The following is a 13,853-nucleotide window of genomic DNA, read 5'->3' on the forward strand; positions in this document are numbered from 1 at the left end:
CTTCCAGGGTCCTCCTCACGACGCCCGGACGCATCCAGCCGGGCGCGGCCCTACCCGGCGTGCAGCATCAGCCCGATCCCGACCACCAGCAGACCCGCCGCGGCGATCCTGGGCGCGCCGAAGCGCTCCTTGAAGAACAGCGCGCCGATCGCCGCGCCCACGATGATCGACGACTCGCGCAAGGCCGCGACCGGCGCGAGGTCCGCCTTCGTCTGCGCCCACAGCACCAGCCCGTAGGCGAAGACGGACAGCGCGGCACCGAGCAGGCCGAGCACGGCGTACGGCCGCAGCACGGCCGCCGTCCGCCCGCGCCAGCGCATCACGGCGTACGCCGGGATCACCACGCCCTGGACGGCCATCAGCCAGGCGATGTACCCGAGGGAGGATCCCGAGGCCCGCACCCCGAGCCCGTCGACGACCGTGTAACCGGCGATGGTGAGCCCGGTGGCGAGCGCCGCGCCGATCGCCGCCCAGTTCGGCCGGCGCCCGCGCATCCCCCACAGGGCGACCCCGGACAGACCCGCGCAGGACACGGCGACCCCGGCGGCGGCCCAGCCGTCCGGCACCTCGTGCGCGAAGACGGCGGCGAGCACGGTCACCACCAGCGGCGCCGACCCGCGGGCGATCGGATAGGCCAGCCCGAAGTCCCCGAGCCGGAAGGAGCGCATCAGCAGCGCGTAGTACGCGACGTGGATGACCGCGGAGCCCAGCAGACACGGCCAGGCGGCGGCCGCCGGGAACGCCGTGAACGGCATCAGCGCCAGCCCGATCAGCATTCCACCGCCCGCGATGAGCGTGAACCCGACCAGCTTGTCGGTGATGCGGTGCGCGATGGCGTTCCACCCGGCGTGCGTGACGGCGGCGAGCAGCACGGCCGCGGTGACGACCGGGGTCACGGGGTGCGCTCGCCCCCTACGGCTGCTTCAGCGCGCCCAGGAAGGCGGCCCAGGCCCGGGGAGCTACGGCGACCTGCGCCGTGTCCGGCGTCTTGGAGTCACGCACATGCACCGCGACGGACGTACCGGCGACCTCGACGCACTCGCCGGGTTCGTTGCTGCTGCTGTAGCTGCTCTTGAACCAGTGGAGTTCAGAGGTGCTCATAGTCTCCCCAGCGCTTGCTCGATGAACGTGTGCGACTCCCTCGGCGTAAGAGCCTGCGCCCGGATCATGCCATAGCGCAGTTCGAGGATCCGCAGATCCCTGGGGCTCGAGACCGGGCGCCCGTTGAACGCGCCTTCGGACCGCCCGATCGCCGTGCCGTCAGCGAACTTCAGCACCTCGATCAGACCGGGAACGCCGGCATGCTCCTCCCGATCGGTCGGCATGACCTGGAGGGACACGCTCCGCAACTGGGCCACCTCCAGCAGGTGTTCGAGTTGTCGTCGCAGCACCATCTTGCCCCCGAGTGGGCGCTCCAGCGTCACCTGTTCCTGGACAAAGCTGAGCGCGGGGGCGGGTGCGCGGTCGAAGACGGACTTCCGGGCCATGCGCGCAGCGCACTCGCGCTCGATCACGTTCTCGGACAAGGCCGGTTGCCGCATCTCGTACAGCGCCCTCGCGTACTCCGGCGTCTGCAGCAGGCCGTGGATGTTGTGGCTGCTGTACAGCAGCATCTCCACCGCCCGCGCCTCCATGTCGGCGAGCTCCCGCACCTTCTTCGGATACCGCGCCTTCCTCATGTCCTCCATGAACGCCCGCAGATGCCCCTGGGCCCTCAACAGCGTGTCCGCACGGTCCAGGAACTCCGGCCGGGGAATCCGCGTCCCCCGTTCGATCTTGCGGATCATGTCCTCGCCGTAGCCCATGGTCTCGGCCAGTTCCGCCGCGCTCATCCCCGCCGACTCCCGGCAGACCTTGAGCAGCCGGCCCACCGCCTGGACGACGGGTTCGATGTCGTCCCCCGGTTCGACGTCCCAACTCGCCTCGTCCGCGCCCTCGTTCATCGCACACCTCCGTCACGCAGCCGTACCCGTACAACGACCGGGACAGCCGGGACAGTGCGGGACAGAATGAAGACAAGCCGGTGAGGGCGCCCCGTCCCCACGGAACCCTCACCGGCGGCTCTGATCAGGCGCGGCGCGTCAGGCGTGCACCAGCTCCTTGTCCCCGTGCCCGGCGTCGCCCGCCGTGCGCAGGCCCACGCCCTCGACGTCGACGTTGGGCAGGGCGCGGTCCAGCCACTTCGGCAGCCACCAGGCACGCTTGCCCAGCAGCGCCAGGACGGCCGGGACGAGCGCCATGCGGACGATGAAGGCGTCGAAGAAGACGGCGATGGCCAGGCCGAAGCCGATCATCTTGACCATCGCCTCGCTGGAGCCGATGAACCCGGAGAACACGGCGATCATGATGACGGCGGCCGCGGTGACGACCCGCGCGCCGTACTTGAAGCCGGTCACGACGGCCTGGCTCGGCTTCTCCCCGTGGACGTACGCCTCACGCATCCGGGTCACGAGGAACACCTCGTAGTCCATCGCCAGGCCGAAGACCACGCCGACCATGAAGATCGGCATCATCGACATGACCGGGCCGGTCTGCTCGACGCCCATCAGGCCGGACAGCCAGCCCCACTGGAAGACCGCGACGACGGCGCCGAGGGCCGCGAGCACGCTCAGCAGGAAGCCGAGGGCCGCCTTCAGCGGGACCAGGATCGAGCGGAACACCACGATCAGCAGCAGGAACGCCAGGCCCACGACCAGTACGAGATACGGCACGAGGGCGTCGTTCAGCTTCTGCGAGACGTCGATGTTCATGGCCGTGGAGCCGGTGACGAGCACCTTGGCACCGGTGTCGGACGTGATGTCCGCGCCCTTGTCGCGGATGGCGTGGACCAGGTCCTCGGTCTGCGTGGAGGAGGGCTTGGACGCCGGGATCACCGTGATCGTGGCCGTGTCGCCGGCCTTGTTCGGCTTGCTCTGGACGACCGCCGCGACGTCCTTCATGCCCTTGATCTCGGCGGCGACCTTGTCGAAGGCCGTGCCCGGCGCGCCCGCGTCCTTGCCGTCGACGACGGCCATCAGCGGCCCGTTGAAGCCGGGGCCGAACCCTTCGGACAGCAGGTCGTACGCCCGCCGCTGGGTCGTGGAGACAGGCTGGGAGCCGTCGTCGGGCAGGCCCAGTTCCAGGGAGGCCGCCGGGACGGCCGCCGCGCCGAGGCCGACGACGCCGAGGAGCAGGACGGCGACCGGGCGGCGTACGACGAAGCTCGCCCAGCGGGTGCCCATGTTCGGCTTGCCGGACGCGGCCTTGGCGGCGGCCTTGGCGCGGCCCCCGCCGAGCAGCTTGCTCTTCTGACCGGCCGGCTTGATCCTGCGGCCGGCGTAGCCGAGCAGCGCCGGGATCATCGTCAGGGCGATGAGGACGGCGATGGCGACCGTGCCCGCGGCGGCGATGCCCATCTTGGTCAGCATCGGGATGTTGACGACCGACAGGCCGACCAGGGCGATGACGACGGTGAGGCCGGCGAAGACGACCGCGGAGCCCGCGGTGCCGACGGCCCGGCCGGCGGCGTCCTCGCGGGTGCGGCCCTCGGCGAGTTCCGCGCGGTAGCGGGAGACGATGAACAGGGCGTAGTCGATGCCGACCGCGAGGCCGATCATCGACGCGAGCGTGGAGGTGGTGGAGCCGAGGTCGAGGGTGCTGGCCAGCGCGCTGATCGAGGAGACGCCGATGCCGACGCCGACGATCGCGGTGAGCAGCGGCAGCCCGGCCGCGAGCAGCGCGCCGAAGGTGATGACGAGGACGACGGCGGCGATGCCGATGCCGATGACCTCGGTGGCGCCGGTCTCGGGCGCCGCGGACAGCGCGTCACCGCCGATCTCCACGGTCAGCCCGGCGTCCCGCGCGTGCTGCGCGGCGCTCTTCAGGGCGTCCCGGGAGGAGTCCTGGAGCTCCATGCCGGAGACCTTGTACTTCACCGATGCGTACGCGATCGTGCCGTCCTTGCTGACGGCGTGTCCCTGGTACGGGTCGGCGACGGAGGCGACCTCGGAGCCGGTGGACAGCTCCTGCACGGTCTTCTCGACACTCGCCTTGGTGGCGGCGTCGGTCATCTTGTGCCCGGCGGGCGCCTTGAAGACGACCCGGGCGGTGGCGCCGTCGGCGCTCATCCCGGGGAAGCGCTGTTCCAGCAGGTCGAAGGCCTTCTGGGCCTCCGTGCCGGGTATCGAGAAGGACGTGCTGCCGGCCGCGGGCGCGGAGGCGGCGCCGACGCCGGCGAGCGTCAGCAGCGCCACCCAGATCAGGGCGACGAAGTGCCGTCGCCTGAAGGCGAGGCGGCCCAGTTTGTAGAGGAACGTGGCCACGAGGGCGTACTCCCGGTCAAGTCGTGGTTTCAGGGCAGGGATGATCAGCCCGACGACGTGAGCGGAGACGTCAGGAATGGGCTTGCTGGGAGGGGACTGTCAGGCGATGGAGACGCCGAGGGCGGGGAGGACCACGGCGTCGATGTACGAGGTGAGGAAGGCCTGGGTGGGCGGCTGGTCGTCGAGCAGCGCCCGGGTGGCGAAGCCGCCGACCATCATGTGCAGCAGGAAGTCGAGCGCGGGACAGTCCGCGCGGACCTCGCCGCGGTCGATCGCCCGCTGGATCACCTGGTGGAAGCCGGACATCTCGGGTTCGACGAGTTGGGCCCGGAACGCCTCCCGCAGGTCCGCGTTGTGGTGCATCGCCATGGCGACGCCCCGCATGAGCGCGGAGTTCTGCTGGATGGTGCAGTCGTCCTCGAGCCGCACCAGGGCGTGCAGGTCGCCCCGGAGCGAGCCGGTGTCGATCTCGTCGATCCGGCCGTGCTTGGTGTGCCGGATGGCCTTCACGACCAGTTCGGCCTTGCCGCCCCACTGGCGGTAGAGCGTGGCCTTGCTGGAACGGGTGCGGGCGGCGACGGCGTCCATGGTGAGGGCGTCGTACCCGACCTCGCGGAGCAGGTCGAGCACGGCCTCGTACAACTCGGCCTCGCGCTCGGGGGTGATACGGCTGCGACGTGCCGTCGTGGCCTCGGTCATCCCGGTCACCACCCTCCTGCTCCTGCTTGAACGACACGGTTTCGTACACGTCCAAGGTACTGCACGGCGCAAGCGAAACGAAACGGTTTCGTTCGTGTTGTGGGTCACGATCGTGAGGACCGTATAAAGGTCCCGAAGAGGGCGGCGTCACAAGTTGCCCGGGCTCCTCCTGCGGAAAAGCATGGGGAGGTGAGCTATCTGCGCATGCCCCACCTCCATGGCGATCTGCTGTGCTTCGTGGCCGAGGACGATCTGTGGCTGGCCCCGCTCGACGGACGGGAGCGCGCCTGGCGGCTGACCGCCGACCGCACCAAGGCCGGCCACCCCCGCTTCTCGCCCGACGGCCGCCTCGTCGCCTACACCAGCTGGCGCACCCTCGACCCGGAGATCCACCTGGAACCGGTGGACGGCGGCACCAGCCGCCAGCTCACCTACTGGGGCAGCTCCGACACCCGGGTGACCGGCTGGACCCCCGACGGCGACATCCTCGCGGTCGCCTCGCACGGCGAGCCGTTCTCCTACTTCACCTGGGCCTACAAGGTGACGACCGAGGGCGACCCGGGCCGCAAACTGCCCTGGGGTCCGGTCACCGACGTCCAGGTCGCCGACCTCGCCGGGGAGCGCAAGTCGCTGCTGCTGACCGGCACCCCGCCGCACGAACCGGCGTCCTGGAAGCGGTACCGGGGCGGCGCCATGGGCCGGCTGTGGCTGCACGGGCGCCGGCTGCTCGCCGGCATCGGCGGCCACCTGGCCTCGCCGATGTTCGTCGGCGACCGGATCGCCTTCCTCTCCGACCACGAAGGCGTCGGCAACCTCTACTCCTGCGCCCAGGACGGCTCCGACCTGCGCCGCCACACCGACCACGACGCCTTCTACGCCCGCCACGCCGCCAGCGACGGCAGCCGGGTCGTCTACCAGTGCGCGGGCGAGCTGTGGATCGTCGACGACCTCTCGGCCGACTCCGAGCCGCGCCGCCTCGACGTCCGCCTCAGCGGCCCGCGCACCGGGCGGCGGCCGTACCAGGTGCCGGCCGCGCAGCACGTGGACGGGCTGAGCGTGGACGAGACGGGCCGCGCGAGCGCCGTCGTGGTGCGCGGCAGCCTGTACTGGCTCACCCACCGCGACGGCCCCGCCCGCACCATCGCCGACACCCCCGGCGTGCGCATCCGGCTGCCGGAGATGCTCGGCTCCGGCGGACAGGTCGCCTACGTCACCGACGCCGAGGGCGAGGACGCGATCGAGATCGCCTACCTGCCGCGCACGACCGGCGAGCGCGCCCCGCGCCGGCTGGCCTCGGGCGCGCTGGGCCGGGTGCTGGAGATGGTCGCCGACCCCGACGGCGAGCGGCTCGCGATCGCCTCGCACGACGGACGGCTGCTGCTCCTGGACGCGGGCGACGAGGCCGACGGCGAGGTCTCCGAGCTGATCCGGTCCGTCAACGGGCCCGTGCGGGACCTGGCGTTCTCCCCGGACGGGGCGTGGCTGACGTGGTCCCATCCGGGAATCGGCCGGTCCTTGCGGCAGATCAAACTCGCCCGCATCAAGGACACCTACATCGTCGACGTCACCAACGGCCGCTTCGAGGACGAGAACCCGGTCTTCACCCGCGACGGCCGCTACCTCGCCTTCCTGTCCTGGCGCGGCTTCGACCCGGTCTACGACGTGCACACCGGCGACCTGTCCTTCCCGCTCGGCTGCCGCCCCTACCTCGTGCCGCTGTCGTCGGCCACCCCCTCCCCCTTCGCGCTGAGCCCCGAGGGCCGGCCGGCCGCCGGGGGCCTGGACCCGGTGGACGACGAGGGCGACGGGCAGGTGACCGTCGAGGTGGAGGGGCTGGCGAACCGGGTCGTGCCCTTCCCGGTGATCGCCTCCAAGTACTCGGCGCTGTACCCGGTCGCCGGCGGCGGTCTGGTGTGGCTGCGCTGGCCGATCTCCGGCGCGCTGGGCGAGACCTTCGTCAACCCCGACGACACCACCGGCCGCCCCACCCTGGAGTACTTCAACCTCGCCAAGGCGAAGAAGACCGAACTCGTCGGCCACCTGGACCACTTCGCGGTCAGCGGTGACGGCACCCGGCTCGTCGTCGTCGACGAGGGCGAGTTGCGCGCGGTGCCCTCCACCGAGCCCGGCGACAGCGATTCGACGGTGTGGATCGACCTGCGGCGCATCCTGCACGAGGTCGACCCGCCCGCCGAGTGGCGCCAGTCCTTCGAGGAGGCCGGCCGGCTCATCCGCGCCTACTTCTGGGACCCCGGCATGAGCGGCATCGACTGGGACGCGGTGCTCGCGCAGTACCGCCCGCTGGTCGAACGGGTCGCCTCCCCCGACGAGTTCGCCGACCTGCTGCGCGAGGTGCTCGGCGAACTCGGCACCTCGCACGCCTACGTCACCGCCGCCCGCCGCAACGAGGGCCCGCCGCACTACCAGCGCTGGCAGGGCCTGCTGGGCGCCAACTTCGTGTGCCGCGACGGGACCTGGCGGATCAAGCGCATCCTGCCCGGCGACTCCTCCGACTCCAAGGCCCGCTCCCCGCTCGCCGGCACCGGCATCCGCGAGGGCGCCACCCTCACCCACGTCGACGGCCGCCCGGTGGACCCGGTGGCGGGTCCGTCTCCGCTGCTCGCGGGGGCGGGCGGGACGACCGTGGAGCTGACGTTCAGCGTCGCCGAGGGCGAAGAGGGCGCGGAGGCGCACTCCCGGCGGGTGGCCGTCGTCCCGCTGATCGACGAACGGCCCCTGCGCTACCAGGACTGGGTGGCCAAGCGCCGCGAGGTCGTGCGCGAGCTGAGCGGCGGCCGGTGCGGCTATCTGCACATCCCCGACATGGGCGGGTCCGGCTGGGCCCAGTTCAACCGCGACCTGCGCATGGAGATGTCCCGGCCGGCGCTCATCGTCGACGTGCGCGGCAACGCCGGCGGCCACATCAGCGAACTGGTCGTGGAGAAGCTGACCCGCACGATCCTCGGCTGGGACCTCACCCGCAACGCCCAGCCCGTGTCGTACGCCTCCAACGCCCCGCGCGGGCCCATCGTCGCGCTCGCCGACGAGGCGACCTCCTCGGACGGCGACATGATCACGGCCGCGTTCAAGCTGCTGAAGCTGGGGCCGGTGGTCGGCCAGCGCACCTGGGGCGGCGTGGTCGGCATGACCGGCCGGCACCGCCTGGGCGACGGCTCGGTGATCACCGTACCGATGAACGCGGCCTGGTTCGACGCGTACGGCTGGTCCGTCGAGAACCACGGGGTCATCCCCGACGTCGAGGCCCTGCGCACCCCGCTGGACTGGGCCGAGGGCCGCTACGCCCAGCTCGACGACGCCGTCCGGTTGGCGCTGGACCTGCTGCGCACGCACCCGCCGGCGTCTCCGCCGGACTACCGCAACGTCCCCGACCGGGCCCGGCCGAAGCTGCCGCCGCGGCAGTGACCACCGGGTGGGCGGACACGAACGTGGGGTGCCCGAGGAATCCCGGGCACCCCACGCCGTACCGGTCAGGCCGAGGTCAGATCATGTCCTCGTCGCGGTCGAAGCGCTCGTCCAGCTCCTGCTCCGCGTCCTCCATGCCCTGGCGGCCGCGCTCACGCTGCGGCTTGCCGGGCTGCTGCTGCGAGCCGCGGTCGCCCATCTTCTCGCGAGCCTGCTCGCCCCGCTGGCGGGCCTGCTCCTGCAGCTTCTCGGCCTGGTCCTGGAACTTGTCCTTCATGCCCATGTGGGTTCACTCCTGTGGTGGGTGATTCAGTCGCCCCCGGAGGGGCCTCGACCAGATTCACACGGGCCGTCACCCTGCGCATGTCGATCAGTTACGCAGCGTGCTGCGCTCCTGTTCATCGGCCGCCCCACCTGCGCCGACGAGGCCGGAACGCATGCCCTGGAGCCGGTCCCCGAAGCGCCGCATCTCCCGCTGCCCCACCGTGCCGATGACAGCCGGCAGACAGCCGCGCACCCCCTGCATGCCGCGCAGCCACCACTGCCCGTACACATGGCTCGAGCGGCGCTCGATCCCGGCGACGATCCGGTCCACGGCCGGGCCCAGCGGGTAGGTCTTGTTGGACGGCCACGGCAGCCGCTGCCGCAGCTCGCGCATCACCTCGTCGCTGTCGGCGCCGCGCACCATGTCGGTGTCGGTCCACGACAGGTAGGCCACGCCCACCCGCACACCCCGGTAGCCGACTTCGGCGCGCAGGCTGTGCGCGTACGCCTCCACACCCGACTTGGACGCGCAGTACGCCGTCATCATCGGCGCGGGCGTGATGGCGGCGAGCGAGGCGACCTGGAGCAGATAGCCGCGGCTCTCCATCAGCACCGGCAGGAAGGCGCGGGCGGTGACCGCCGAGCCGATCAGGTTGACCTCGATCACCCGCCGCCAGGCGTCCGGGTCGGAGTCGACGAACGGACCGCCCGTCGCCACACCGGCGTTGGCGACCACGATGTCGACCTTGCCGAACCGCTCCTTGACCTCCTGCGCGACCCGCGCCATCGCCTCGTGGTCGGTGACGTCGGCGTGCCAGTAGGCGCTCTCGCTGTGCAGCCGCTCGGAGACCTCCTTCAGGGCCTGCGGCTCCAGACCGACCAGGGCGACCTTCGCGCCGCGCACGGACAGCTTGCGGGCGAGCAGCTCACCGACCCCGCGTGCGGCGCCGGTGACGACCGCGACCTGCCCCTCCAGGCTCACCTTGCTCATGCGCTCTCCTCCAGCTTCGCGGGTGCGGTGACGTGGGCGGCGGCCAGTTCCCGGATCCTGGTGGTGACCAGTTCGGGCGCCTCGATCGGGGTCATGTGGCCGATGCCGGGCAGTTCGGTGAGCCCGGCGCAGTCGGGCAGCGCGGCGGCAAGGGCCCGGGCGTGCACCGGCGGGGTGAGCCGGTCGGCGGTGCCCACGACGACCTCGGTGGGCACCGTCAACTCCGCGACGCCGTGGTCGAGGTCGAGCAGGTCCAGCACCCGCGACCAGGCGTGGCGGGCCTTGCGCGGGCAGCCGTGCACGATGTGCGCGCACGCCCGCACCATGTGCGGGGCCGAACCGGGGCCCATCGTCGCGTATTTGAGGATGCGCAGCGCGAGCGGCGTGACCGGGCCGAGCGGGGCCCGCGAGCCGAGGACGTGCCCGGTCAGCCAGGTCCGCAGGCGCCCGGCCCGGATCGGTACGACGGTGGACTGGGCGACCAGCCGGGAGCTGCCGGTGCTGCACAGCAGGACGGCCGCCGTGTGCTCGCGGAACGTCGTCCGGCCGGCCGCCGCCATCACCGTCATGCCGCCCATCGAGTGCCCGGCGACGACCGCCCGCTCGCCGGGCGCGAGGGCCGCTTCGAGTACGGCTTCGAGGTCGTCGGCGAGGGCGTCGGTGCTGCACGCCTCGCTCGCGGGGCTGCGGCCGTGGCCGCGCTGGTCGTAGGCGATGACACGGTGGTCGGCGGACAGCGCCCGGATCTGCGCCGCCCAGAACGCCGTCGAGCAGGTCCAGCCGTGGGCGAGGACGACGGCGGGGGCACCGTCGGGTCCGTGCACCTCGACGTGGAGGCGGGCGCCGTCGGCGGAGGTGACGGTGAGGGTGCGGGCGGGGTTCGGCGGGGCGTAGGGGCCGGACGTGACGTGGGCGGGGCGGCTCACGCGGTCACCTCCGCGGCGTCGGTCGCCGGAGTGGCCTCGGGGGCCCCGGTCTGCGCGGAAGCCTCGGCGCTCTCGTCCTGCGCGGCCGTTGCCGCCGGTGGCCGCAGGACGACGTACTCCGCGAGGTCCACCCGTCGCGTCGCCCGCCGGAACTCGCTGGTCGTGCCTGGCCAGATGGTCGTGTTGCGGCCGCTCGCGTCCAGGTACCAGCTGGTGCAGCCGCCCGTGTTCCACACCGTGCGCTTCATCCGCTCCTGCACCCGCCGGTTCCAGGCGTGCACGGCGCTCGGGCGGGCGTCGAGGGCGGCGCGGCCTCCCCCAGTGCCTTGAGGGCCTGGGGGGACCCCCAGGACGTTCAGCTGGCGCAGATAGTCGGCCAGGTAGTTCAGCTGGGACTCGATCATGAGGATCATCGAGGAGTTCCCGAGGCCGGTATTGGGCCCGATGATCGTCATCCAGTTCGGGAACCCGGCGGCGGCGGCGCCGCGCAGGGCCTCCATGCCGCCGCTCCAGTGCTCGGCGAGGGTGCGCCCGTCCGCGCCGACCACCCGCTCGGCGATCGGCATGTCCGTGACGTGGAAGCCGGTGCCGAAGATGATCGCGTCGACCTCGGTCTCCGTGCCGTCCGCGGCGACGACGGTGGACCCGCGGACCTCACTGAGCCCGCTGGCGACGACGTCGACGTTGGGCTGCGCGAGCGCCGGATAGTAGGTGCTGGAGAGCAGGATCCGCTTGCAGCCGATGCGGTAGTCCGGGGTGAGCTTGGCGCGCAGGGCCGGGTCCTTGATGGCGCGGGCCATGTTGCGCTTGGCGAGCTGCTCGACGAAGCCGAGCTCGTCCGGGTGCTTGGTGAACGCCTGCACCTGCAGCTCCCGGATGCCCCACAGCAGCCCGCGGCGGGCCCTGGTGGTGAACGGCAGCTGCTGGTGCAGCCACCGCTCGGCGCCGGTGATGGCCCGGTCGACGCGGGGCATCACCCAGGCCGGGGTGCGCTGGAAGAGGGTGAGCCGGCCGACCTTCGGCTGGATGGACGGCACGATCTGGATGGCGGAGGCGCCGGTGCCGATCATCGCGACGCGCTTGCCGGTGAGGTCGTAGTCGTGGTCCCAGCGGGCGGAGTGGAAGACCTTGCCGGGGAAGGTGTCCAGACCCGGGATGTCCGGGATCTTCGGGTCGGACAGCGGTCCGGTGGCGGAGACGACGACGTCTGCGGTGAGATCCCCGGAGGCGGTCTCGATACGCCACCGCAACTGCTCGCCGTCCCAGGTCATCCGCTTCACCTCGGAGTCGAAGCGGAGGTGCGGGCGCAGCCGGAAGGTGTCCGTCACGTGTTCCAGGTAGGCGCGGATGTGCTCCTGCCCGGAGAAGGTGCGCGGCCAGTCGGGGTTGGGGGCGAAGGAGAAGGAGTACAGGTGGGAGGGGACGTCGCAGGCGCACCCCGGGTAGCTGTTGTCGCGCCAGGTGCCGCCGACGCTGCTCGCCCGCTCCAGGACGACGAAGTCCGTGATCCCCTCGCGGCGCAGCCGCACGGCCGCGCCGAGCCCTCCGAATCCGGACCCGATCACCGCCACCCGTACATGCTCGTGTTCGTGGGCCATCCCGAAGCCTCCGCGCATCGCTGTTGGACCCTGCCGGTCCCTGCCAGACCCTGCCAGTGAACACTGGCGCAATGGGGAGAGTAGAGGAGCCGCGTACTGATGGGTAGGGGGTGGGCGAGGAAAGTTACCGGCGGTAGACCATAGGCTCCTCCCGTGGCAGAGAAGCGTGAATACCGCATGGAGGAGCTGGCACGGCTGGCCGGCATCACGGTGCGCACCCTGCGCTTCTACCGCGAGCGCAAGCTGCTCCCGCCGCCCCGCCGCGAGGGCCGTATCGCCTGGTACGACGAGCATCATCTGGCCCGCCTGCGCACCATCGCCGCCCTGCTGGAACGCGGCCACACCCTGAACGGCATCGCGGAACTCGCCGAGGCCCTCGACCAGGGCCGCAACGTCGCCGACCTGATCGGCGTCGGCACCCCCACCGAGGAGGAACCGGTCCGCCTCACCCCGGAGGAGCTCGCCGCCCGCTTCGAGGGCGAGGTCACCCCCGAGAACCTGGCCGCCGCGATGGACCTCGGCTACCTCGGCACCGACGGCGACGAGATCGTCCACATCAGCCGGCGCCTGCTGGACGTCTCCTCCGCCCTGGTCCGTGAGGGCATCCCGCTCGCCGAGGTTTTGGCGGCCGGCGCCCGCGTCCGCGACCACGCCGACGCCCTCGCCGAACTCTTCACCGACCTGATCCAGCGCCACACCGGCGAGGCCGGCCTGCACCGCCTGCGCCCCCTGGCCCGCAGTGTGGTGGAGGCGGAACTGTCGTTGGCACTGGACCGGCGGATCAGCAAGCGGGACTAGGGCCTGCGGCTCAGCGGTCGTACACGACCGTCACCGGCGCGTGGTCCGACCAGCGCTCGGCGTGCGTGGCGGCGCGCTCGACGAACCCCTTGACCGCCCGCTCCGAAAGCCCCGGCGTCGCGACGTGGTAGTCGATGCGCCAGCCGCTGTCGTTGTCGAAGGCCCGCCCCCGGTACGACCACCAGCTGTAAGGGCCCTCCACGTCCGGATGCAGGGCGCGGACCACGTCCACATAGCCACCCTCGGCCGGGGTGAGGACGCGACTCAGCCACTCGCGTTCCTCCGGCAGGAAGCCGGAGTTCTTCTGGTTGGCGCGCCAGTTCTTCAGGTCGGCCTGCTGGTGGGCGATGTTCCAGTCGCCGCAGACCAGCACCTCGCGGCCGTCGGCGGCGGCCCGCTCGCGCAACTCCTTGAGATACGCCAGGAACTCGCCCATGAAGCGGATCTTCTCGTCCTGCCGCTCGGTGCCGACCTCGCCGGAGGGCAGATAGAGGGAGGCGACCGTGACCCCGGGCAGATCGGCCTCGGCGTACCGGCCGCTGCCGTCGAACTCCGACGACCCGAACCCGACGCGGACCCGGTCGGGCTCCCGGCGGGTGTACAGGGACACGCCGGCGCGGCCCTTGGCGGCGGCCGGCGCGTGCACGACGTGCCAGCCCGCGGGCTCCCGGACCTCCTCGGGCAGCTGATGCGGCTCGGCGCGCACCTCCTGGAGGCACACGACGTCCGCCTCCGTCCGGGCCAGCCACTCGACGAAGCCCTTCTTGGCGGCGGCCCGCAGCCCATTCACGTTCACGGTGGTCACAGTCAGCACCCCGGCACGATACCGGCACACTGGTCGAGGTCCTCAAAA

General features: G+C 71.8%; 12 protein-coding genes. 2 read left to right on the forward strand and 10 right to left on the reverse strand.

Going from position 1 to position 13,853, the window contains the following annotated elements:
• Nucleotides 1–50: 50 nt before the first annotated feature.
• The 5 genes from ACF1GV_RS24225 to ACF1GV_RS24245 form a co-directional block, all read right to left on the reverse strand.
• Nucleotides 51–896: an EamA family transporter gene (locus tag ACF1GV_RS24225; RefSeq protein ID WP_391684446.1), complete on the reverse strand. Its 846-nt coding sequence runs from the start codon at nucleotides 894–896 to the stop codon at nucleotides 51–53.
• A 16-nt stretch (nucleotides 897–912) separates the two neighbouring features.
• Nucleotides 913–1,101, reverse strand: a complete 189-nt coding sequence (locus ACF1GV_RS24230) for a DUF397 domain-containing protein (RefSeq protein ID WP_391684449.1) — start codon at nucleotides 1,099–1,101, stop codon at nucleotides 913–915.
• Nucleotides 1,098–1,943, reverse strand: a complete 846-nt coding sequence (locus ACF1GV_RS24235) for a Scr1 family TA system antitoxin-like transcriptional regulator (protein ID WP_391684451.1) — start codon at nucleotides 1,941–1,943, stop codon at nucleotides 1,098–1,100. Before ACF1GV_RS24235 ends, ACF1GV_RS24230 begins: the two co-directional genes overlap by 4 nt.
• Before the next feature lie 138 nt (nucleotides 1,944–2,081).
• Nucleotides 2,082–4,301: an MMPL family transporter gene (locus ACF1GV_RS24240; RefSeq protein ID WP_391684453.1), complete on the reverse strand. Its 2,220-nt coding sequence runs from the start codon at nucleotides 4,299–4,301 to the stop codon at nucleotides 2,082–2,084.
• Between the two features lie 99 nt (nucleotides 4,302–4,400).
• Nucleotides 4,401–5,000: a TetR/AcrR family transcriptional regulator gene (locus ACF1GV_RS24245; RefSeq protein ID WP_391685086.1), complete on the reverse strand. Its 600-nt coding sequence runs from the start codon at nucleotides 4,998–5,000 to the stop codon at nucleotides 4,401–4,403.
• 189 nt (nucleotides 5,001–5,189) lie between these two features.
• On the opposite strand from ACF1GV_RS24245, the gene ACF1GV_RS24250 reads away from it, so the two are divergent.
• A complete protein-coding gene (locus ACF1GV_RS24250; RefSeq protein ID WP_391684456.1) occupies nucleotides 5,190–8,423 on the forward strand; it encodes a S41 family peptidase in 3,234 nt (1,077 codons plus the stop codon).
• Between the two features lie 76 nt (nucleotides 8,424–8,499).
• Here the strand turns inward: ACF1GV_RS24250 and ACF1GV_RS24255 are convergent, their stop codons facing one another.
• From ACF1GV_RS24255 to ACF1GV_RS24270, 4 genes are all read right to left on the reverse strand, one after another.
• Entirely contained in the window at nucleotides 8,500–8,706 is a 207-nt protein-coding gene (locus ACF1GV_RS24255; protein WP_391684458.1) for a hypothetical protein, read from the reverse strand.
• A gap of 87 nt (nucleotides 8,707–8,793) precedes the next feature.
• Nucleotides 8,794–9,678: an SDR family oxidoreductase gene (locus ACF1GV_RS24260; RefSeq protein ID WP_391684460.1), complete on the reverse strand. Its 885-nt coding sequence runs from the start codon at nucleotides 9,676–9,678 to the stop codon at nucleotides 8,794–8,796.
• The gene (locus tag ACF1GV_RS24265; RefSeq protein ID WP_391684463.1) at nucleotides 9,675–10,604 is read right to left on the reverse strand and encodes an alpha/beta fold hydrolase; all 930 of its coding nucleotides are present in this window, start codon (nucleotides 10,602–10,604) and stop codon (nucleotides 9,675–9,677) included. The genes ACF1GV_RS24260 and ACF1GV_RS24265 overlap by 4 nt, the downstream gene beginning before the upstream one ends.
• Nucleotides 10,601–12,202, reverse strand: a complete 1,602-nt coding sequence (locus ACF1GV_RS24270) for a flavin-containing monooxygenase (protein ID WP_391684465.1) — start codon at nucleotides 12,200–12,202, stop codon at nucleotides 10,601–10,603. Before ACF1GV_RS24270 ends, ACF1GV_RS24265 begins: the two co-directional genes overlap by 4 nt.
• Nucleotides 12,203–12,355: 153 nt before the next feature.
• On the opposite strand from ACF1GV_RS24270, the gene ACF1GV_RS24275 reads away from it, so the two are divergent.
• A complete protein-coding gene (locus tag ACF1GV_RS24275; RefSeq protein ID WP_363263398.1) occupies nucleotides 12,356–13,000 on the forward strand; it encodes a MerR family transcriptional regulator in 645 nt (214 codons plus the stop codon).
• Between the two features lie 10 nt (nucleotides 13,001–13,010).
• On the opposite strand, the gene xth is transcribed toward ACF1GV_RS24275, so the two are convergent.
• Nucleotides 13,011–13,814 carry an exodeoxyribonuclease III gene (xth, locus tag ACF1GV_RS24280; protein ID WP_391684467.1) on the reverse strand — a complete coding sequence of 268 codons (804 nt, stop codon included), beginning with the start codon at nucleotides 13,812–13,814 and terminating at the stop codon, nucleotides 13,011–13,013.
• Nucleotides 13,815–13,853: the final 39 nt, after the last annotated feature.

This window comes from Streptomyces sp. NPDC014006 (assembly GCF_043088925.1).
GTDB lineage: Bacteria > Actinomycetota > Actinomycetes > Streptomycetales > Streptomycetaceae > Streptomyces.